At 65.8% G+C, this 20,193-nt stretch carries 16 protein-coding genes; 10 read left to right on the plus strand and 6 right to left on the minus strand.

Annotated elements, in window-relative coordinates:
* Positions 1 to 17: 17 nt before the first annotated feature.
* The 3 genes from EHH60_RS33185 to galE all read right to left on the minus strand — a co-directional run bounded on the left by EHH60_RS33185 (position 18) and on the right by galE (position 3,688).
* Positions 18 to 719, minus strand: a complete 702-nt coding sequence (locus EHH60_RS33185; RefSeq protein ID WP_124163499.1) for a fumarylacetoacetate hydrolase family protein — start codon at positions 717 to 719, stop codon at positions 18 to 20.
* Positions 720 to 753: 34 nt separating this feature from the next.
* Complete coding sequence (locus EHH60_RS33190) at positions 754 to 2,556, minus strand: ABC transporter ATP-binding protein (protein WP_124163500.1); 1,803 nt, start codon at positions 2,554 to 2,556, stop codon at positions 754 to 756.
* A gap of 118 nt (positions 2,557 to 2,674) precedes the next feature.
* Positions 2,675 to 3,688, minus strand: coding sequence for a UDP-glucose 4-epimerase GalE (gene galE, locus EHH60_RS33195; RefSeq protein WP_124163501.1), 1,014 nt, complete (start codon positions 3,686 to 3,688; stop codon positions 2,675 to 2,677).
* A gap of 125 nt (positions 3,689 to 3,813) precedes the next feature.
* On the opposite strand from galE, the gene EHH60_RS33200 reads away from it, so the two are divergent.
* Positions 3,814 to 4,851 (plus strand): glycosyltransferase family 4 protein, encoded by a 1,038-nt coding sequence (locus EHH60_RS33200; RefSeq protein WP_124163502.1) that lies wholly within the window; start codon positions 3,814 to 3,816, stop codon positions 4,849 to 4,851.
* 177 nt (positions 4,852 to 5,028) lie between these two features.
* On the opposite strand, the gene waaF is transcribed toward EHH60_RS33200, so the two are convergent.
* The gene (gene waaF / locus EHH60_RS33205; protein ID WP_124163503.1) at positions 5,029 to 6,099 is read right to left on the minus strand and encodes a lipopolysaccharide heptosyltransferase II; all 1,071 of its coding nucleotides are present in this window, start codon (positions 6,097 to 6,099) and stop codon (positions 5,029 to 5,031) included.
* Positions 6,100 to 6,259: 160 nt separating this feature from the next.
* Between waaF and rfaD the strand changes: the two genes are divergently transcribed.
* The 5 genes from rfaD (at position 6,260) to EHH60_RS33230 (ending at position 13,050) form a co-directional block, all read left to right on the plus strand.
* The gene (rfaD, locus tag EHH60_RS33210) at positions 6,260 to 7,240 is read left to right on the plus strand and encodes an ADP-glyceromanno-heptose 6-epimerase (protein WP_124163504.1); all 981 of its coding nucleotides are present in this window, start codon (positions 6,260 to 6,262) and stop codon (positions 7,238 to 7,240) included.
* Between the two features lie 11 nt (positions 7,241 to 7,251).
* Entirely contained in the window at positions 7,252 to 8,736 is a 1,485-nt protein-coding gene (gene rfaE1, locus EHH60_RS33215; protein WP_124163505.1) for a D-glycero-beta-D-manno-heptose-7-phosphate kinase, read from the plus strand.
* Positions 8,733 to 10,019: an O-antigen ligase family protein gene (locus tag EHH60_RS33220; RefSeq protein WP_124163506.1), complete on the plus strand. Its 1,287-nt coding sequence runs from the start codon at positions 8,733 to 8,735 to the stop codon at positions 10,017 to 10,019. Before rfaE1 ends, EHH60_RS33220 begins: the two co-directional genes overlap by 4 nt.
* 84 nt (positions 10,020 to 10,103) lie before the next feature.
* Positions 10,104 to 12,017, plus strand: a complete 1,914-nt coding sequence (locus tag EHH60_RS33225; RefSeq protein WP_199752343.1) for an SDR family NAD(P)-dependent oxidoreductase — start codon at positions 10,104 to 10,106, stop codon at positions 12,015 to 12,017.
* Between the two features lie 85 nt (positions 12,018 to 12,102).
* Positions 12,103 to 13,050, plus strand: coding sequence for an NAD-dependent epimerase/dehydratase family protein (locus EHH60_RS33230; protein ID WP_124163508.1), 948 nt, complete (start codon positions 12,103 to 12,105; stop codon positions 13,048 to 13,050).
* Here the strand turns inward: EHH60_RS33230 and EHH60_RS33235 are convergent.
* Both EHH60_RS33235 and EHH60_RS33240 read right to left on the minus strand, forming a co-directional pair.
* On the minus strand, positions 13,038 to 14,057 hold the full coding sequence (locus EHH60_RS33235) for an MraY family glycosyltransferase (RefSeq protein WP_124163509.1): 1,020 nt from the start codon (positions 14,055 to 14,057) through the stop codon (positions 13,038 to 13,040). The genes EHH60_RS33230 and EHH60_RS33235 overlap by 13 nt on opposite strands.
* Positions 14,054 to 15,013, minus strand: a complete 960-nt coding sequence (locus tag EHH60_RS33240; RefSeq protein ID WP_124163510.1) for a lysylphosphatidylglycerol synthase transmembrane domain-containing protein — start codon at positions 15,011 to 15,013, stop codon at positions 14,054 to 14,056. The genes EHH60_RS33235 and EHH60_RS33240 overlap by 4 nt, the downstream gene beginning before the upstream one ends.
* A 196-nt stretch (positions 15,014 to 15,209) precedes the next feature.
* Here EHH60_RS33240 and EHH60_RS33245 point away from each other — a divergent pair, with 196 nt between their 5' ends.
* The 4 genes from EHH60_RS33245 to EHH60_RS33260 all read left to right on the plus strand — a co-directional run bounded on the left by EHH60_RS33245 (position 15,210) and on the right by EHH60_RS33260 (position 20,011).
* The gene (locus EHH60_RS33245; protein ID WP_124163511.1) at positions 15,210 to 16,199 is read left to right on the plus strand and encodes an SDR family NAD(P)-dependent oxidoreductase; all 990 of its coding nucleotides are present in this window, start codon (positions 15,210 to 15,212) and stop codon (positions 16,197 to 16,199) included.
* Between the two features lie 7 nt (positions 16,200 to 16,206).
* A complete protein-coding gene (locus tag EHH60_RS33250) occupies positions 16,207 to 17,619 on the plus strand; it encodes a mannose-1-phosphate guanylyltransferase/mannose-6-phosphate isomerase (RefSeq protein WP_199752345.1) in 1,413 nt (470 codons plus the stop codon).
* 184 nt (positions 17,620 to 17,803) lie between these two features.
* Positions 17,804 to 18,808, plus strand: coding sequence for a Gfo/Idh/MocA family protein (locus EHH60_RS33255; protein WP_124163512.1), 1,005 nt, complete (start codon positions 17,804 to 17,806; stop codon positions 18,806 to 18,808).
* A gap of 51 nt (positions 18,809 to 18,859) precedes the next feature.
* Positions 18,860 to 20,011: a DegT/DnrJ/EryC1/StrS family aminotransferase gene (locus EHH60_RS33260; protein WP_124163517.1), complete on the plus strand. Its 1,152-nt coding sequence runs from the start codon at positions 18,860 to 18,862 to the stop codon at positions 20,009 to 20,011.
* Positions 20,012 to 20,193: the final 182 nt, after the last annotated feature.

Below are 20,193 nucleotides of genomic sequence, written 5' to 3' on the forward strand. Positions count from 1 at the left end.
TCCCAGACGTGTGTAGCCTACTCCGGCTGGCCGATGTTCACCTTCAGCGTTCCGACGCCGTCGACGCCGCATTCGAGCTTGTCGCCCGGTTGGAGCTGCGACACGCCGGCGGGCGTGCCGGTCATGATGATGTCGCCGGCGGCGAGCTTCACCTGCTGCGAGAGTTGCCAGATGATTTCGGGCACGTTCCAGATCAGCTCGGTGAGATCGCCCTTCTGTGCTTCCTTGCCGTTGACCGTCAGCCAGATCTTGCCCTTGGAAGGATGGCCGATTTTCGAGGCCGGCTGAATCGCGGAGCAGGGCGCCGAATAGTCGAATGACTTGCCGATCTCCCAGGGACGCTCCTTCTTGCGCGAGGCGATCTGGAGGTCGCGGCGGGTGAGATCGATGCCGACGGCGTAGCCGTAGACGTGTTCCAGCGCCTTGTCGGCGGGGATGTTGAGGCCGCCGCTCTTCATCGCGACGATCAGTTCGACCTCGTGGTGCAGGTCCTTGGTCAGCGGCGGATAGGGAATGGTGGCGCCATCGGGCACGAGCATGTCGGCGTGCTTGGCGAAGAAGAACGGCGGGGCGCGCTCGTCATTGCCCATCTCGCGGATGTGCTCGAGATAATTGCGGCCGACGCACCAGATGCGGCGCACCGGATAACGGCCGCTCTCCCCAACGACGGGAAGCGAAGCCTGGGGCGGAAGCGGGATGACGTAGGAGGCGGCGTTCATGTAAGGTCTCGTTGCTCTTGAGGTGGAACGAACTCTAGGCAGTTGCGCTGATCGGCGCCAAGGCACCGGAATCATGGTGTTGCAGGCGGAAGAACGATGCATAGCGCCCGCCGCGGCGGAGCAGCTCGTCGTGGCGGCCCTGCTCGACGATCTCGCCACCCTCGACTACCAGGATGGCGTCGGCGTGCATGATGGTGTGCAGGCGGTGTGCGATCACGATGGTGGTGCGGTTCCGGCAGAGGTGCTCGATCGCCTCCTGCACCTGCCGCTCGGATTCGGAATCGAGCGCGGCGGTGGCTTCGTCCAACAGGATGATCGGCGCGTTCTTGATCAGCGCGCGTGCCACCGCGATGCGCTGGCGCTGTCCGCCGGAGAGCTGCGTGCCGTGCTCGCCGACCGGCGTGTCGTAGCCGAGCGGGAAGCCCATGATGAAATCATGCGCGCAGGCCGCCTTTGCCGCCTCGATGATCTCGTTTTCGCTCGCGCCCGGCTTACCGAAGGCGATGTTGTTGCGGATGGTGTCGCGGAACAGATAGACGTCCTGGCCGACATAGGCGGTCTGCGCCCGCAGCGATTTGCGCGAGACCGCGCCGATCGACTGGCCGTCGATCACGATGTCGCCTTGCGTCACCTCGTAGAAGCGCAAGAGCAGCGCCAGCACGGTCGACTTGCCGCCGCCGGAGGGACCGACCAGTGCGGTGACCTTGCCGGGCTCGGCCGTGAAGCTCATGCGGTTGAGCACGGTCTCGCCGTTGCGATAGGAGAAGCTGACGTCACGCAGCTCGATCCTGGCATCGGAGAGCTTCAGCGATGGCTTGTCGTCGTCGGACCGCTCGCTCGCCGGGCTATCGACGACTTCGAGCAGCATGCGCGCGCCGACCAGCTGGCTGTTGAGGTCGATGTTGAGTCGCGCCAGCCGCTTGGCCGGCTCGGTCGCCATCAGGAACGCGGTCATGAAAGAGAAGAACGCGCCGGGCGTGGCGTTGAGCGCGACCACGGCATAGCCGCCGTACATCAGGCAGCCGGCGACCGCGAAGCCGCCGAGCATTTCCATCAGCGGGTTGGAGCGGTTGGCGACGCGGGCCATCTTGTTGGCGTTGCGCTCGACGACCGCGATGTTCTCGTCGATGCGCTTCTGCATGGTCTCTTCGAGCGTGAACGCCTTGACGGTGCGGATGCCTTGCAGCGATTCCTGCATCGTCTCCATGATGTCGGCGGTGCCGGTGAACTGGTTGAAGGCGAGCCCCTTGATGCGCTTGACCAGCTTGCGCAGCACCAGCATTGCCGGCGGCACCGCAACGAGGCCGATGAACGACATCAGCGGATCCTGCCACACCATCACGCCGATCATGGCGAGCAGCATCATGAGGTCGCGCCCGATGGCGTTGACCAGCATGTTGAGCACGTCGGTGATGGCTTTGGCTCCTGCCGTCAGCCGGGCCAGGAACTCGGACGAATGCCGCTCGGAGAAGAAGCCGACGCTCTCGCGCATCAGCTTGGCGAACAGCTGGCGCTGGTTGTTGGCAAGAATCGCGTTGCTGATCTTGGTCAGGATCACCATGTGGCCGTAGGTCGCCACGCCCTTGATGAACAGCAACGCGACCGTCAGGCCTGAGAACATCGCGATGCCCGGGATGTTCTTGTCGACATAGGCCTGGTTGATGACCTGGCCGAGCACATAGGTCGCGCCAGCGGTCGCGCCAGCGGCGAGCGCCATCAGCGCGAAGGCGACGATGTAGCGCCGCCAGTAGACGATGCCCTGTTCCGTGACCAGGCGGCGAATCAGGACCGCAGCCGCGTAGGGATCGTCGGTGATTTTCTTTGGAAACTGGGCCATCCGGTGTCCATTGACGGCGCGGGACAAGACCTGCCTGCGCGTCAGGGATCGATGGGCCTCTGTGCCCGCTCAAGCCGGGTTTTTCAAGCCCAATTAAGGGCTTGCGCTTGGGATGATTCTAGGCCGAAACGGCGTGGCGGAGCTCGCCATCGCGCTCGCGGAACAGCTTGTCCTCCCAGGCCAGCGCGTGCGCCGCAATGGTCTCGAGGTCGTCGTATTGCGGGCGCCAGTCGAGCAGGCTGCGGATGCGGCTGGTGTCGGCGACCATCGTCATGATGTCGCCGGGGCGGCGCGGGGCGTATTGCACGGCGAAGCTGCGGCCCGAAACCCGCCGCACCGCGTCGATGGTCTCCAGCACGGAATAACCCCGGCCGTAGCCGCAATTCAGCGTCGTCGAGGCGCCGCCGTTGCGCAGGTAGGCGAGCGCCGAGCGATGCGCCTGCGAAAGGTCCGTGACGTGGATGAAGTCGCGGATGCAGCTGCCGTCCGGGGTCGGATAGTCGGTGCCGAACACGTCGATCTTGGCGCGCTGGCCGGTCGCGGCCTCCACCGCGATCTTGAGCAGATGCGTGGCGCCGACCGTGGCGAGCCCGATGCGCGCCTGCGGATCGGCGCCGGCGACGTTGAAGTAACGCAGCGTCACGTATTGCATGCCGTAGGCGGCGGCGACGTCGTGCAGCATGATCTCGGTCATCAGCTTCGACGAGCCGTAGGGCGACAGCGGCCGCGTCGGCGCGTGCTCGGGCACCGGCACCTGGTCCGGATTGCCGTAGACGGCGGCGGTCGAGGAGAAGATGAAGCGGCCGATGCCGCGCTTGACCGCGACGTTGAGCAGGTTGCGCGCGGTCGTGAAGTTGTTGCGGTAGTAGCCGAGCGGATCGCGCATCGAATCCGGCACGACGACCGAGCCGGCGAAATGGATGATGCTCTCGACGTCGTGCTGGGCGATCACGCCTTCGAGCAGGTTTTCATCGCCGGCATCGCCGATGAACAGCGGCACGCCTTCGGGCAGGTAGGCGGAGAAACCGGTGGAGAGATCGTCGATCACGACGACGTCCTCGCCGGCTTCCGCCAGCGCCAGGACCGTGTGACTTCCGATATAGCCGGCGCCGCCGGTGACTAGCACAGTCATGATCTCACCCGTCCTCGATCAACGCGCAAACTAGCGCTTGCGTGGTGAAGAGGGGGTATCGGCGCGGCTGAACTGGTCACTATGCTTAATGTTGCGTATAGGGACTTTGCGAAATGGAGTGTAACGTGGCGGGTGTCCCCGGCGATCTCGAATTGATCGTGCCAAATCTGCACAGGCGCTATTCCGGGGTCACCGCGACCAACCGGATGGTGGCGCCGAGGCTGGCGAAACTGTACCGCGCGGCCTGGTTCGGCTCGGATGCGCCGGAAGGGATCGCGCGGCTGAGCGCTCCCGATTTTCTGAAGCTGTGGCGCCGCAAGCGGCCCGTGATCTGGCATGCGCGCCGCAACAACGAGATGATCGCTGGCGTCGCGTTGCGCGCACTCGGCTGGCCGCTGAAACTCGTGTTCACCTCGGCGGCGCAGCGGCATCACAGCTGGATCACGCGCTGGCTGATCCGGCGCATGGACGCGATCATCGCAACGAGCGACATCTCGGCCTCGTTCCTGAAGGTGAAGGCGACGGTGATTCCGCACGGTGTCGACACCGATGTCTATGCACCGCCGACCGATCGCACGGCTGCGTTCGCGGAAGCCGCGCTGCCAGGTCGCTACGCCATCGGCTGCTTCGGCCGCGTCCGCGCGCAGAAGGGCACCGATGTGTTCGTCGATGCGATGTGCCGCCTGTTGCCGCGCTATCCGGATTTCACCGCCGTCATCGTCGGCCAGGTCACGCCCGAGCAGGCGCCCTTTGCCAATGACCTGAGAAAGCGGATCGAGGCAGCCGGCCTGCAGTCGCGCATCGTCATCACCGGCGAGCTGCCGATCGAAGCGGTGCAGCGCTGGTATCAGCGGCTGACGATCTACGCCTTCACCTCGCGCAACGAGGGCTTTGGCCTGACGCTGATCGAGGCGATGGCGGCCGGCAGCGCGCTCGTTGCCGCACGCGCCGGCGCGGCCGAGCTCGTGGTGGAGGATGGCCTCACCGGCGTGCTGGTCCCGGCGGGTGATGCCGACGCGCTGGTCGCCGCGCTGGAGCCGCTGATGCGCGACGTGGCTACAGCGACCGCGATGGGTGAGCGCGGGCGGGCGCGTGTGCTCGAACGGTTCAGCCTCGATGCCGAAGCGGCGCGGATCGGCGAGGTCTATCGGCCGCTGCTCTGAGGCGATTTTCGCCGTCGCAAGCAAAAGCCGCGAAAACAACCCCATGCACAGTAGTCAGGGTCAGCAAAATCAATGGCTTGGCGGAGAGCTCGATCCATTGCGGTTTTTTCGAATCTCACTTTGACTTGTCGGGCAAAACACAGGCATGATGCCACCATCGCGCGAGCCTCGATTGCCTCAGGTCAGTGCCTTCGCCCGCGCCTCCCGCAGCACCCGCTGCGCAATCCCCGCCACCTCGCTTGCCGTGAGATCCCGCATGCAGCGGTGGTCGTTCATCTTGCAGATCGTGCTCTGGCAGGGCTGGCAGGACAGCTCTTCCTTGTCTTGCACGACCGTTGCCGCAAGGCTGTTGAGGGGGGCCCAGAGGTAGGGGCTGGTGGGGCCGAAGATGCCCATGGTGGGCGTGTCGAGGGCGGCTGCGATGTGCATCAGGCCGGAATCGTTGGAGATGGCGACGCCGGCCGCGGCCATGGCCAGCACGCCGTTGCGCAGATCGGTGCCGGTGAGGTCGCGCACGGCCGGGCCGCCCGCGGCGACGATCTCCTGGGCGAGGCCCTTTTCGGCGGGGCCACCGACCACCCAGACCTCCAGGCCGCGCTCGACCAGCAGTCGGGCGGCCTCCGGATAGTAGGTCCAGCGCTTTGAGACCCCGACCGAGCCGGGGGCGAGCGCCACGGCGGCTCCGGCGCCGAGGCCATTGGCCTGGCGCCAGCGCACGATCTCCTCGGCCGGGACACGCAGTTGCGGCACCGGCCATTCGGGAGGCAGGGGCGCGCCGTCGGGCTGGGCCAGGGCGGCGTTCTTGTCGACGAAGCGGGGCAGCCTCTTCTCGCCCCAGCGCCAGCGGTTAATCAGGCCGAACCGAAACTCGCCGACGAAGCCGATCCGTTCAGGAATACCGGCCAGTGCCGGCGCGATCGCCGCTTTCCAGGTCCGGGGCAGCACCAAGGCGGTGCCGTAGTTTCGCTCCCGAAGGAGCTTTGCCAGACCGAACTGGCGGGCCACGGCGAGACGGCCGCGCGGCATGTCCCAGATGATCCCGGCGCGCACGCCGGGCATGTAGTCGACCAGCGGGGCGCACAGGGACGTCGTGAGCAGATCGACCGGCCGGTTCGGCCAGCGCTCCTTCAGGACCCGCACCACGGTGTGATTCCGGACGAAATCGCCGATCCACATATAGGGAATGATCAGAATCGGGCGGGTGTCGCTCCGATCTGCATCCCCAGCAAATTGCGAATCAATATTCATTCGTTATTAGGACCGAAGACGTGCCGATGTTGGCGGTTCGGTAGCCGCTCCGGGCCGGCAGGTAAAGCCGGCAGACCGCCAATCCCAAAACCGCTTACACTTTGGCGGATCATGCGCTACGGCAGGACCGGGCATTAAGAAAATCGGGCAGGTATTTGGAATGTTGCTGGTGACCGGCGGGGCCGGTTTTATCGGATCGAATGTCGTGGCCGCGCTGAACGCAGCCGGCCGCAGCGACGTCGTGGTCTGCGACCTGCTCGGCACCGAGGGCAAGTGGCGCAATCTCGCCAAGCGGCAGCTTGTGGATATCGTTCCCCCGGCCGAACTGCCCGACTGGCTGAAGGGCCGCAAGCTGGAGGCCATGATCCATCTCGGGGCGATCTCCGCGACCACCGCGACCGACGGCGATCTCGTGTTCGAGACCAATTTCCGCCTGTCGATCCGCCTTCTGGACTGGTGCACGATGAACGCGGTGCCGTTCATCTATGCATCCTCGGCGGCAACCTATGGCGATGGCGAGGCCGGCTTTGGCGACGACGCTTCGCTGCCGGCACTGAAGAAACTGCGGCCGATGAATCTCTACGGCTGGAGCAAGCACATGTTCGATCTCGCGGTCGCCGGGCGCGTGGCGAACGGCGATCCGCTGCCGCCGCAATGGGCCGGGCTGAAGTTCTTCAACGTGTTCGGCCCCAACGAATACCACAAGGGCTCGATGATGAGCGTGCTGGCGCGGCGCTTCGACGACGTCAAGGCGGGCCGCCTCGTGCAGCTGTTCAAGTCGCATCGCGACGGCATCGAAGACGGCGACCAGCGCCGCGACTTCATCTATGTCGACGACGTCGTGCGCGTCGTCATGTGGCTGCTGGCGACGCCGTCGGTGTCCGGCATCTTCAACGTCGGCACCGGCAAGGCGCGCAGCTTCAAGGATCTGATGCTGGCTGCCTACACAGCGCTCGGCACCAGGCCCAACATCGAATACATCGACATGCCCGCGAGCATCCGCAACAGCTACCAGTACTTCACCCAGAGCGAGGTCGATCGTCTCTGCCGCGCCGGCTATAACGGCGGCTTCACGACGCTCGAGGACGCGGTGAAAGCCTATGTCGGGGATTATCTCGACCGGCCCGACCGCTTCCGCTGAGGCCTTTGATCATGGCGACGCCAATTCTCGATTTCGACGCACTCGCACAAACGATCTCAGGCCGAACGGTGCTCTGCATCGGCGACATCATGCTGGACGAGTTCGTCTACGGCGAGGTGTCGCGGATCTCGCCGGAAGCGCCGACGCCGGTCATCGCCGCCCAGCGCAGCGAGATTCACATCGGCGGCGCCGGCAACGTCGCGCGCAATGTCGCTTCGCTCGGCGCGCGCTGCATCTTCGTCGGGCTCGTCGGCGAGGACGATGCGGGCAAGCGGCTGGCGTCGGCGCTGGGTGAGCAGGCCGGCATCGAAAGCGTGCTGGTGTGCGATCCGTCGCGGCCGACCACACGAAAGGCCCGCTTCGTCTCCGAGCATTTTTCCACACACATGCTGCGCGCGGATTGGGAGCAGGCGGCGCCTGCTTCCGATGACATCGAAGCGAAATTGATCGACGCGATCCTGCCGCAGATCGCGCGCGCCGACATCGTGCTGCTGTCCGACTACGCCAAGGGCGTGCTGACCGCGCGCGTGATCCGCCACACCATCGATGCCGCGCGCAAGCTCGGCAGGCCCGTGGTCGTCGATCCCAAGAGCCTGAACTGGGCGATCTATCGCGGCGCCACGCTGCTCACGCCGAACCGCAAGGAATTCTCGGAGGCGACCCGCAGCCGTGCCGAGACGGTGCAGAGCATCGTCGAGGCCAGCGAGGACGTGATGCGGCTCGCCGATTGCGAGGCGATCCTGGTCACGCAGGGCGAGCACGGCATGACGCTGGTGCCGCGGGGTGGCGGGGCCGTTCACGTTCCGGCCTTCCCGGTGAAGGTACGCGACGTCTCCGGCGCCGGCGACACCGTCGCCGCCGCGCTCGCGGTGTCGCTCGCGGCCGGCGCGGACTGGGATACGGCGCTGCGCGTGGCCAATGCCGCCGCCGCCGTCGCCGTCGGCAAGCAGGGCACCGCCAGCGTGAGCGCGGCCGAGCTGCGGCGAAAGATCCTGCCGCATGCCACTCTCGCGGCCGAGGAGAAGATCGTGCTCGATCCGGCCGCACTCGATGCCCAGCTCGCAGAATGGAAGAGGCAGGGCCAGCGCGTCGGCTTCACCAATGGCTGTTTCGACATCCTCCATCCCGGTCACGTCAAGGTGCTGACCGCGGCGCGCGCGGCCTGCGATCGCCTGATCGTGGGGCTCAACAGCGACGCCTCGGTGCGGCGGCTGAAGGGCGCCGATCGTCCGGTGCAGGACGAGCGCGCGCGCGCCGAGGTGCTGGCCGCGTTGGAGGCCGTCGATCTCGTCGTCGTCTTCGCGGAGGACACGCCGATCGACCTGATCACGAGGATCAAGCCCGGCGTGCTGGTGAAGGGCGGCGACTACACCCGCGAGCAGGTCGTCGGCCACGAAGTCGTCGAGGCCGCGGGCGGAACGGTCGTGCTGGTCGACATCCTCCAGGGCTTCAGCACGACGGCGCTGGTTCATCGCGCCCGGGGAGGGAGCAAGTGACGGCGCTTGCCCGCGAGACTCCCGGCGAGGTGTTGCGGCGGCGCCTGCGCAGTCCGGCTGCCTGGCGCGAGACGGTCGACCTGTTTGCGATCCTGACGGCGGCCTCGCTGCCCTGGTCGACGTCGCTTGCGGGAATATTCAACGCGCTGATGCTGCTCTGCATGGTGCCGTTCCTCGACGTCCGCGCCTTCCTGCAATCGCTGAAGCGTCCGATCTGCGTGGCGCCGATCGCGCTGGTGCTGCTCGCGCTGGTCGGGACGCTATGGTCGGATGCGGCCTGGGGCGCGCGCTTCTATGCCGTCAACCCGACCGTCAAGCTGCTCGTGCTGCCGGTCCTGCTCTATCATTTCGAGCGCTCGCCGCGCGGTCCGTGGGTCTTCGCCGCCTTCCTGGTGTCCTGCGCCCTGTTGTCGGTGATGTCCTGGCTGGTCGCGTTCTATCCGAACCTCACGCTCAAGACCGACAACATCGAGCGCGGCATCTTCGTCAAGAACTACATCGACCAGAGCCAGGAATTCACCCTCTGCGCCGTCGCGCTCGCCTATCCGATCGTGATGCTGCTGCGCGAGAAGCGATACTGGTTCGCCGGGCTGCTCACGGCGGTCGCGCTCAGCTTCTTCGTCAACATGGCCTTCGTGGTGGTGTCGCGCACCGCGCTCGTCACCATTCCGATCATGTTCGGCGTGTTCGCGTTGCTGCACCTGAAGTGGCGCAGCATCGCGATCGTGGTCGCCGCGCTGCTCGCCGGCGCCGTTCTGGCCTGGCAGGCCTCGCCGCATCTGCGCCAGACCGCCGAGAGGTTCGCCAGCGATTACACGGGGTACGTGGAAAGAGGCGAGTCGACCTCAATGGGCATGCGACTTGAATTCTGGCGGAAGTCGCTCGGCTTCTTCGCGGAAGCACCGATCGTCGGCCACGGAACAGGCTCGACGCGCGGATTGTTCGAGCGGGTCGCGACGGCCCCGGGCCACAACCAGGCCTCCGCCGAGGTGATCGGCAATCCGCACAACCAGACATTGAACGTCGCCGTGCAATGGGGCATGATCGGCGTCGCAGTCCTCTACGCGATCTGGATCCTGCATCTGCGGTTGTTTCGCGGCGACGGGCTTACGAATTGGATCGGGCTACTGGTCGTGGTGCAGAACGTCTTCACCTCGCTGTTCAACTCGCATCTGTTCGACTTTCACGAGGGCTGGATGTACGTCATCGGCGTCGGCGTTGCCGGCGGCATGGTGATACGGGCACAACAGGTCGAGGCGAAGATGAGGGAAGCCGGTTCCTGAGCGGTCGCGCGGCTGGCAAGTCTTGTCCAGATGGAGTATCAGCGCGGTCAGGTTGCAACTAGTTGGGTTTTCATCGGTCGGCGGATGACGCGTCTTTCGCATCTTACCTCGCGCAATTTCCTGATCGCGCTCCACGACCTGCTGGCGACCACGGCCGCGCTTTTTGCCGCCTTCTATCTGCGATTCGAGGGTAGCGACGACTTCTTCGAGCGCTTGCCGCTGCTGTTCCAGATCCTGCCCTATTTTCTTGCCTTCAGCGTGGTCGTGTTCTTCGCCCTGAACCTGACCACGACGAAGTGGCGCTTCATCTCGCTGCCGGATGCGCTGAACATCATCCGCGCGGCGACCGTGCTCACCGTCGCCCTGCTCGTGCTCGACTACATCTTCGTCGCCCCCAACGTCCGCGGCGCCTTTTTCCTCGGCAAGGTGACGATCGTTCTCTACTGGTTCCTGGAGATCACCTTCCTCAGCGCGCTGCGCATGGCCTATCGCTACTTTCGCTATACGCGGGTACGGCGTCACGCGAAGAGCAGCGATGCCGCCCCGACGCTGCTGATCGGCCGCGCTGCCGATGCGGAGGTGCTGCTGCGCGGCATCGAGAGCGGGGCCATCAAGCACATCTGGCCTGTTGGCGTATTGTCGCCCTCGATGGCGGATCGCGGCCAGATCATCCGCAACCTGCCGGTGCTGGGCGGCATCGACGACGTCGAGGACGTCATCGCGGACTTCGCCAAGCGCAACAAGGCGATCGCGCGCCTCATCATGACGCCGTCGGCATTCGAGCCGGAAGCGCACCCGGAATCGATCCTGATGCGGGCACGCAAGCTGGGGGTGATCGTCAACCGCATGCCCTCGCTGGAGAGCGGCGACACGCCGCGGCTCACCGCGGTCGCGGTCGAGGACCTCCTGCTGCGGCCGAGCGAGACGATCGACTATGGGCGCCTGGAGGCGCTGATCAACGGCAAGGCCGTGATCGTCACCGGCGGCGGCGGCTCGATCGGCTCAGAGATCTGCGAGCGTGTCGTCGCCTTCGGCGCCGCGCGGCTCCTGATCGTGGAGAACTCCGAGCCGGCGCTCTACGCGATCACGGAAGCGCTCGCCGCGCGGGGGGCGGCAGCCGCGATCGAAGGGCGGATCGCCGACATTCGCGACCGCGAGCGGATCATGCGCCTGATGGCGGAGTTCAAGCCGGACATCGTGTTCCACGCCGCGGCGCTCAAGCACGTTCCGATCCTCGAACGCGACTGGAGCGAAGGCGTCAAGACCAACATCTTCGGCTCGATCAACGTTGCGGATGCCGCCGTGGCGGCCGGCGCCGGGGCGATGGTGATGATCTCGACCGACAAGGCGATCGAGCCGGTGTCGATGCTCGGCCTGACCAAGCGTTTTGCGGAGATGTACTGCCAGGCGCTCGATCACGAGCTGGCCGCAGGCAGCGGCGGCGCCAAGCCGCCGATGCGGCTGATCTCGGTCCGGTTCGGCAACGTGCTGGCCTCGAACGGCTCGGTGGTGCCGAAGTTCAAGGCCCAGATCGAGGCTGGCGGCCCGGTGACGGTGACGCATCCCGACATGGTCCGCTACTTCATGACCATCCGCGAGGCCTGCGATCTCGTCATCACCGCGGCCACGCATGCGCTCGGAACGCAGCGTCCCGACGTCTCGGTCTACGTGCTCAACATGGGCCGGCCGGTCAAGATCGTTGATCTCGCCGAGCGTATGATCCGTCTTTCCGGACTGCAGCCGGGCTACGACATCGAGATCGTGTTCACCGGCATGCGGCCGGGCGAGCGGCTGCACGAGATCCTGTTCGCCTCCGAGGAGCCGACCCGCGAGATCGGCGTTGCCGGCATCATGGCCGCGCAGCCGAAAGAGCCGCCGATGCAGACGCTGCGCAAATGGATTGCTGCGCTGGAGCAGGCGATCGCCCGCGACGATCGCGCCACCATCAGGACGATCCTGAAGGATGCGGTGCCTGAATTCGGGTCGACCGCGGCCTGACCATGCAGCCCCGAGACAAGATCGTCGCCGCCTGTGCCGCTCCGGTCGGCGGATTGTCGCGCAACGCGGCTCTGGCGGAGCAACGATGAGCGAGACAAAGCCGGTCGCGCTGGTGACGGGGGCGAGCGGCTTCCTCGGCCGCCATATCGTGCCTGCGTTGACGCGGGCGGGGTGGTCGGTCCGCCGCGCGGTGCGCAGCGCCGATGGGACGAACGGCGAGGCTCTGATCGGATCGATCGGGCCCGAAACCGACTGGCAGGCCGCGCTTGAAGGCGTCGACGCCGTCGTCCATCTCGCCGCGCGCGTGCACTACAAGAACGAGGAACACGCGGTCCAGCTCTATCGCGACGTCAATGTCGAGGGCACACTTCATTTGGCGCGCTCTGCGGCGACGGCCGGCGTGCGCCAGTTCATCTTCATCAGCACCGTTCTCGTTCACGGCCGCACCAATGAAGGCCGTGCGCCGTTCCGCGAGAACGATGTTCCGACGCCGCGTGGTCTCTACGGCACCTCCAAGGCGGAGGCCGAGGCGGGCCTGCGGACGCTGGCGCGCGACAGCGACATGAAAATCTCGGTGATCAGGCCGCCTCTGATCTATGGCAGGGGCGCCAAGGGCAACTTCGCGCTGCTGACGCGCGCGGTGAGGCTGGGACTGCCGCTGCCCCTCGCGGCGATCAACAATCGCCGCAACTTTCTCTCCGTGCAGAACCTGTCGTCGTTCATCCTGCACCGGCTCGGCCATTCCGAACCGGGGAGCAATTTCGAGATCTTCCTGCTGGCCGACCGGGAGCGGATCTCGACGCCTGAATTCATCGAACGCCTGGCGCGAGCCTCCGGCAAGCGCGCCCGGCTGTTCGCCATACCGCCAAAGCTGCTCAGCGCGGTGCTCCGCGTGATAGGCCGGCAGGATGTTCATGACGGCCTGATCGGCTCGCTCGAGCTCGACATCTCCAAGGCGCTCGCCACCGGCTGGCAGCCGCCGGTCTTCCTGGACGAGGGGTTGCGGCTCGCGCTGTCTACTCAGGACGCCTGAGCGCGGGAGAAACGCCGCAGCACGAGTGCGACCCCGCCCGCGCCGGCGAACAAGGCGAGGATCGTGATCGCCATCGAACCGGCGCGAACGGTGGCGATGGCGAGCAATGCCAGCACGAGATTGAGCGCGAATGCCTCGCCGACCACCTGCTTGACCGTGAACCCGTTGTCGGTTGCGCGCTGATAGAAGTGCGTGCGGTGTGCCGACCAGAACGGTTCGCGCCTGATGATGCGCCGGAACAGCGTGATGGTGGAATCCGCGAGATAGTAGGCGGGCAACAGCAGCGCCGCGGCCGTCTGTCCCCGAAAGGCGAGCTCCAGCAGGCACCAGCCGAGCAGGAGGCCGATCGGCAGGCTGCCGACATCGCCCAGGAAGACTTTTGCGACCGGACGGTTGAACGGCGCAAAGCCGAGCATGGCGCCGCACAGCGCGGTGGCGATCAGCGCCGCCGGCCACGAGAGATCCCCGAGGATTCCCAGCAGCAGCAGCGCAGCGGTGACCGGCACGACTTCCGCCACCGTCATCAGGTCGAGCCCGTCCATGAAGTTGACGAGGTTCACGAACCAGACTCCGGCAAGGACGATGAGGCCGCGCTCGAGCGGAAGCGGCAGCGCCGGCACGATCCGCGCGGTCTCGGGCGCGGTGAACACCACGGCGCCGACGCAGGCTGCCTGCAGCGCCAGCCGCACGATCACCGGCAGCGACTTTATGTCGTCGGCAAACCCGACCAGCGCGATCAGCACCGTCGCGCCGATCAGTGCCGGCGGGATGGCGACGTTCGCCCAGATGGCCCAGAGCGAGGCGACGATCAGAGTCGCGGCGATCACCGCGATGCCCGCGCCCTGCGGGGTCGGGATGCGATGTGAGGACCGCGCGTTCGGTCGAGCCAGTGCATAGCGCTGGAGCAGGGGACGGCTGGTCCAGGTGACGAGCGCCGAGATCAGTGCGGCGATCGCAACGGCAAGCAGCAAGGGCGCGACGGCGAGCGCATCGGCGGCCGAGCTCACTCCGGCACTCCAATCGGGGCCGACCCTTGCGCGGCCTTCTCCGCGCTGAGGATCCAGACCAGGCCGCCGACTGCGCCGACGATGAAGTACACGGCGCCGAACAGCAGCGAGACGTTGACGCCCTCGTTGGCGGCAAGTCCCGCGAAGCCGAACGCAAGGCTCATCGTGGCTTCACGCACGCCCCAGCCGGCGATCGAGATCGGCATCATCGTGATCAGCATCACCGGCGGCACCAGCAGAAAGACATCGCTGAAGCGAACCGGGGCGGCGATCGACTGCACGACGCACCAGGCGATGACGACGGCCAGCACGTGAACGAGGACCGACAGGATTGCGACGATCGGCCCGCGGGCGCGGCTGAAGATCACGCGATTGGCGATCACGGCGCAGGCGTGAATGTGATGCGTGGCCCACCAGGTCTTCAGCCAGGGCCATTTCAGCATGCCGAAAATCAGAAAGCCGAGGCCGCCGGCCAGCGCCAGGAGGTCGATGAGCAACAGCGCCGAGCGCCCGTGCGGATCGGTGATCAGGGTGTAGCTCCCGGGCAGGCTGGCAACGATCACGATCGCGAGCGCGATCAGGCCGATCGCGCGGTCGACGAAGATCGAGTAGGTCGCCGCACGCCAGCCGGCCCCGGCTCGCGCGACCAGCCACAGCCGGACCGCATCGCCGCCGATCGCCGACGGCAGGGTCTGGTTGAAGAACGAGCCGATCACGTTGTAGCGCATGGCGCGGCTGAGCTCGAGCGGCGCGCCGCAGACGGCGCTGATCTCGCGCCAGCGCAGCACGCCGACGAAGATCTGCAGGAACGCGACCGCGATCGCGACGCCGATCCAGAACAGGCTGGTCGCGGTGAAGCGCGAAAACAATTCGGACAGGTCGACCTTGCGCAGCGCCAGATAGAGCAGCGCCGCGGAAATCATGACCTTGGCCGTCGACAACAGGATTCGGCGCATCTCGTCCGCATGAACAGGGTTTGCGAAGATTTGAGGCAACCCGACGCGAGGCGCCGAATTCGGCCGCTTTGGTATGGTCTTGGCGCCGATCTTGCAATAGCCGTCGTTGGGCCCTTGTCCGGACAGCGGCGAGCCTATTGCGATCAGAACGAGCTGGCGGCTAAACAGGACGGGGCCATGGACCCCGGGGAACAGGATGACGGATCAGGCGATTTTGGTCACGGGTGCCGCCGGCTTCATCGGCTTTCACGTCGCCCGGCAGCTCCTGGGCGAAGGCCGTCCCGTCGTCGGGCTCGACAATCTCAACAGCTATTACGATCCGGCGCTGAAGAAAGCGCGCCTGGCGCTGCTCAGGGAATGCTCCGGCTTCTCCTTCGTCGAGGCCGACCTCGCCGATCGCGAGGCGATGGCGGCGCTGTTTGCGCAACATCGTTTTGCCAAAGTCGTGCATCTCGCGGCGCAGGCCGGCGTGCGCTACTCGATCGAGCAGCCGCACGCCTATGCCGATTCCAATCTCCAGGGCTTTGTCAACGTGCTGGAGGGCTGTCGCAACAATCGCTGTCGTCATCTCGTCTACGCCTCGTCATCCTCCGTTTACGGCGCCAACACAAAATTGCCATTTGCGGTTGCGGACCGCACCGATCGTCCCGTGAGCTTCTATGCGGCGACCAAGAAGGCGAACGAGGTGATGGCGCAGTCCTACAGCCATCTCTATCGTCTGCCGGTCACGGGGCTACGCTTCTTCACCATTTACGGCCCGTGGGGCCGCCCCGACATGGCCATGTTTCTGTTCGCGAACGCCATCATGGCGGGCAAGCCGATCCGGCTCTTCAACCACGGTAAGATGCGCCGCGACTTCACCTATATCGATGATGTGACCCGTGTCGTATCCAAGCTGATCGATCTTGTGCCTGCGGACGATCCGGCTGCCGCAAATGCGCCGTTTAAGCTCTACAATGTCGGCAATCACCATCCCGAGGAACTGATGCACGTCGTCGGTCTTCTGGAGCGGGAACTGGGCCGGACGGCGATCAAAGAATTGCTGCCGATGCAGCCGGGAGATGTGCGGGAAACGTTCGCGGATGTCGAGGATTTGATGCGCGACACCGGCTTTGCACCGTCAACGCCGATCGAGCATGGGGTCCATAATTTCGTCACCTGGTATCGGGACTACTTCAAGGTTTGAAATCACGATGGACAAACGCATAATCCCCCTGATCATGTGCGGCGGTGCCGGCACGCGGCTGTGGCCCGCTTCGCGCGAGGTTCGCCCCAAGCAATTCCTGCCGCTGTTCGGCACGCGCTCGACCTTCCAGGACACGCTGCTGCGCGTGTCGGATCCCTCGCTGTTCGATCGTCCGATCGTCATCACCAATGCGTCCTATCGCTTCATGGTGCTGGAGCAGCTCGCCGAGATCGGCATCGAGGCCGACGTGATACTCGAGCCGATGCGGCGCGATTCCGGCCCCGCGATCGCGGCGGGCGCGGTGTTCGCGCAGAACCGCGACAGTGAAGCGATCGTGCTCGCGCTCGCCGCCGACCACGTGGTGCAGGACAACGCCGCCTTCGTCGCCGCCTGCCGCGAGGGTCTCACCGCCGCGAACGCCGGGCGCATCGTCACCTTCGGCGTCAAGCCGGAGCGGCCGGCGACCGAATACGGCTACATCAATCCGGGTGAGGTGATCTCCGGCGAAGTGCATGCGGTCGCCCGCTTCGTCGAGAAGCCGGACGCGGTGAAGGCATCCGACTACGTCAATTCGGGCTATCTCTGGAACAGCGGCAACTTCATGTTCCCGGCCGCTGTGCTGCTCGACGAATATCGCAAGGTCGATGCGGCAAGCGTCGAGGCCGTCACCAATGCCGTCACCAATGCCGGCCGCGATCTCGGCTTCGTCACGCTGGAGCCCGAGGCGTTCGGCGCGGCGAAGGCGATCTCGATCGACTATGCGGTGATGGAGAAGACCGCGCGCGCCGCCGTTGTGCCGGTGTCGTGCGGCTGGTCCGACGTCGGCTCCTGGCTCGCGGTGTGGGAGTTGTCGGAGAAGGATGCGCAAGGCAATGCGGCGCATGGTGCTGCCGTGTTCGAGGACTCCCGCAACTGCAACGTCACCACCGATTCCGCGCTGGTCGCGCTCGAAGGCGTCGACGATCTCGTCGTGGTCGCCACTGCGGACGCGATCCTGGTCTCGCGCCAGAAGGATGCCAACGGCCTGAAGCGCCTGGTGACCAAGCTGAAGGCGGTCGCACCCAAGGTCACCGAGGAGCATCTCAAGGTGCACCGGCCCTGGGGCAGCTATCAGTCCGTCGACAATGGCGAGCGCCACCAGGTCAAGCGCATCGTGGTGAAGCCGGGCGGGCGCCTGTCGCTGCAGAAACACCACCATCGTGCCGAGCACTGGATCGTGGTGCGGGGCACGGCCCAGGTCACCGTCAACGAGGCCGTGAAAACGGTGCACGAGAACGAATCGATCTACATCCCGATGGGCGCCGTCCACCGGATGGAGAACCCCGGCAAGATCCAGCTGGAGCTGATCGAGGTGCAGACCGGCTCTTATCTCGGGGAAGACGACATCATCCGGATTGAAGACGACTATCAAAGGTCGTAACCAGCAAGCTCCGAATCACGCGACCCGGGCCGCGAAGGCGGTATCTTTTGCGGCTTAAGGCCCGGGGAACGTGTAACTTTTTGAATCAAATCGTGTCCGGGCTGCCAGCTCCGTATTCGCCACAAATGTGGCGGCCGTGCTAGGAGAGGCGCCGGGGATTTGGGTTGAATCGGGGTTTGCTCAGATGAGTTCCAAAGGATCTGCACCGGCGAGGGCCGGCTTGCGCGTCGGCGTCATTGGTGCCGGCGTGATGGGCAGCAACCACGCGCGCGTGCTTGCGGGACTTCCCGGCGTCAGCCTCGTCGGCGTCGTCGATCCCTCGCCGGCGCATCGTGCGCGGGCAACGGAACTGACCGATTGCGAAAGCTTCGAGACGCTCGACCAGCTCTTCGCCGAAGGCGTCGATGCCGTGACCATCGCGGCTCCCACCCATCTGCATCACGAGGTCGCGCTCGCCTGCATCGCCAAGAACATCCACGTGCTGGTCGAGAAGCCGATCGCCTCCACCGTGGAAGAGGGCCGCGAGATCGTCGCCGCGGCGCAGAAGGCCGGCGTGACGCTGATGGTCGGCCATGTCGAGCGCTTCAATCCGGCGGTCGCCGCGGTCAAGCAGGCCATCGCGGGCGAGGACATTCTCTCCATCGCGATCACGCGCGTCGGCCCGTTCCCGCCGCGCATGTCCAATGTCGGCGTCGTCATCGACCTCGCCGTGCACGACATCGATCTGATCCGCTGGTTCACCGAATCCGACATCGTCGAGGTGCAGCCGCAATTGTCGAGCGCCGTCGCCGAGCGCGAGGACATCGCGCTGTTGCAGTTCCGCACCGAGAGCGGCGTGCTCGCCCACATCAACACCAACTGGCTGACGCCGTTCAAGGCACGCAGCGTCACGGTCGCCACCCGCGGCAAATACGTGATGGGCGATCTGCTCACGCGCCAGGTCACCGAATGCTTCGGCTTCAAGCCGGACGGCAGCTACTCGATGCGGCATCTGCCTGTCGGCCACGACGAGCCGCTGCGCGCCGAGCTGATCGCGTTCCTGAAGGCCGTGCGCAACGGCGAGACGCCGGCGGTGACCGGCGACGAGGGCGTCGCCAGCCTCGAGATCGCCACGCAATGCCTGGAGACACCGTCGCGGCCTGCGGCCACCGCGCCCGTCCGGAAGGCTCCGCGTCGCGTCGCCGTCTGATCCCTCTCCATGTCGACGATTTCAAAAGTGCAAGGCGCCAAGAACCAGACCATGAACCAGCATCTGCGTTCCGACCCCATTCCCTTCATCGACGTCGGCGCGCAGCGGCGCCGGCTCGGGGCCTCGCTCGATGCGGCCGTCAAGCGCGTGCTCGATCATTGCCAGTTCGTCAACGGACCCGAGGTCTTCGAGCTCGAGAAGCAGCTCGCGGCCTATTGCGGCGCCAAGCACGTGATCGGCTGCGCCAGCGGCACCGACGCGATCCTGATGGTGATGATGGCGAAGAATGTCGGGCCCGGCGATGCCGTGCTGTGTCCGTCCTTCACCTTCATCGCGACCGCCTCGCCGGTGGCGCGGACCGGCGCGACGCCGGTTTATGTCGACGTGGACGAGGCGACCTTCAACATGAGCCCGGAGTCGCTGAAGCGCGGCATCGCGACCGCCCGCAAGGCCGGCCTGAAGCCCGTCGCGGTGATTCCGGTCGACCTGTTCGGCCAGCCGGCCGATCACGATTCCATCGCCGAGATCGCCAAGGCCGAGGGCCTGTTCGTTCTCGACGACGCCGCGCAAGCATTTGGCGCGAGCTACAAGGGCCGCAAGCTCGGCACGCTCGCGCATGCGACGGCGACCAGCTTCTTCCCGGCAAAACCGCTCGGCTGCTTCGGCGACGGCGGGGCGATCTTCACCGATGACGACGAGCTCGCCGCCACGCTGCGCAGCATCCGCGTGCACGGACAGGGCATGGACAAATATGACAATGTCCGTCTCGGCCTGACCGGCCGGATCGACACCATGCAGGCCGCGGTCCTGATCGAGAAGCTGAAGATTTTCGACGACGAGATCGCCGCCCGCAACAAGGTCGCGGAGCGCTATGAGCGCGGTCTGTCCAATGTGGTCACCGTGCCGCGCCTCAGCCCCGGCAATACCTCGGTCTGGGCGCAGTACACCATCCGTCTGCCCGAGGGCACCGACCGCGACGGCTTTGCCGCCGCGCTGAAGGCCCAGGGCGTGCCGACCGCGATCTACTACGGCAAGTCGATGCATCAGCAGACCGCCTACAAGCACTATCCGGTCGCGGAAGGCGGGCTGCCGGGTTGCGAGAGCCTGTCGCAGGACGTCATCAGCCTGCCGATGCACGCCTATGTGACCGAAGCCGACCAGGAGCGAATCATTGGCGCCGTCCGCGGCGCGCTCGCGGGCTGATCTTGCTTTCTTCCCCTCTCCCGCAAGCGAGGGCTTTGCACAAAGGGGAATTTTGCGATTCTCTAGGATCTGTCGTTGGAGGCGGATTGGGATGGCATATCGACAGGTGGGACAACCGAGCTTCGCAGATGCGCTGGTGTCGCGGCGAGGCAAAGGTAGCGCTGTGCTGAGGCGGATTGGCG

Origin of the sequence: Bradyrhizobium sp. RP6, assembly GCF_003837805.1 — a bacterium.
Taxonomy (GTDB): domain Bacteria; phylum Pseudomonadota; class Alphaproteobacteria; order Rhizobiales; family Xanthobacteraceae; genus Bradyrhizobium.

Bases quoted from the DNA above. Each gene is read 5' to 3' on its own strand.
- EHH60_RS33190 (WP_124163500.1), bottom strand. From the start codon at position 2,556: ATGGCCCAGTTTCCAAAGAAAATCACCGACGATCCCTACGCGGCTGCG.
- waaF (WP_124163503.1), bottom strand. From the start codon at position 6,099: ATGAATATTGATTCGCAATTTGCTGGGGATGCAGATCGGAGCGACACC.
- EHH60_RS33185 (WP_124163499.1), bottom strand. From the start codon at position 719: ATGAACGCCGCCTCCTACGTCATCCCGCTTCCGCCCCAGGCTTCGCTT.
- EHH60_RS33260 (WP_124163517.1), top strand. From the start codon at position 18,860: ATGAACCAGCATCTGCGTTCCGACCCCATTCCCTTCATCGACGTCGGC.
- EHH60_RS33230 (WP_124163508.1), top strand. From the start codon at position 12,103: ATGAGCGAGACAAAGCCGGTCGCGCTGGTGACGGGGGCGAGCGGCTTC.
- EHH60_RS33255 (WP_124163512.1), top strand. From the start codon at position 17,804: ATGAGTTCCAAAGGATCTGCACCGGCGAGGGCCGGCTTGCGCGTCGGC.
- rfaE1 (WP_124163505.1), top strand. From the start codon at position 7,252: ATGGCGACGCCAATTCTCGATTTCGACGCACTCGCACAAACGATCTCA.
- EHH60_RS33250 (WP_199752345.1), top strand. From the start codon at position 16,207: ATGGACAAACGCATAATCCCCCTGATCATGTGCGGCGGTGCCGGCACG.
- rfaD (WP_124163504.1), top strand. From the start codon at position 6,260: ATGTTGCTGGTGACCGGCGGGGCCGGTTTTATCGGATCGAATGTCGTG.
- galE (WP_124163501.1), bottom strand. From the start codon at position 3,688: ATGACTGTGCTAGTCACCGGCGGCGCCGGCTATATCGGAAGTCACACG.
- EHH60_RS33245 (WP_124163511.1), top strand. From the start codon at position 15,210: ATGACGGATCAGGCGATTTTGGTCACGGGTGCCGCCGGCTTCATCGGC.
- EHH60_RS33240 (WP_124163510.1), bottom strand. From the start codon at position 15,013: ATGCGCCGAATCCTGTTGTCGACGGCCAAGGTCATGATTTCCGCGGCG.
- EHH60_RS33225 (WP_199752343.1), top strand. From the start codon at position 10,104: ATGACGCGTCTTTCGCATCTTACCTCGCGCAATTTCCTGATCGCGCTC.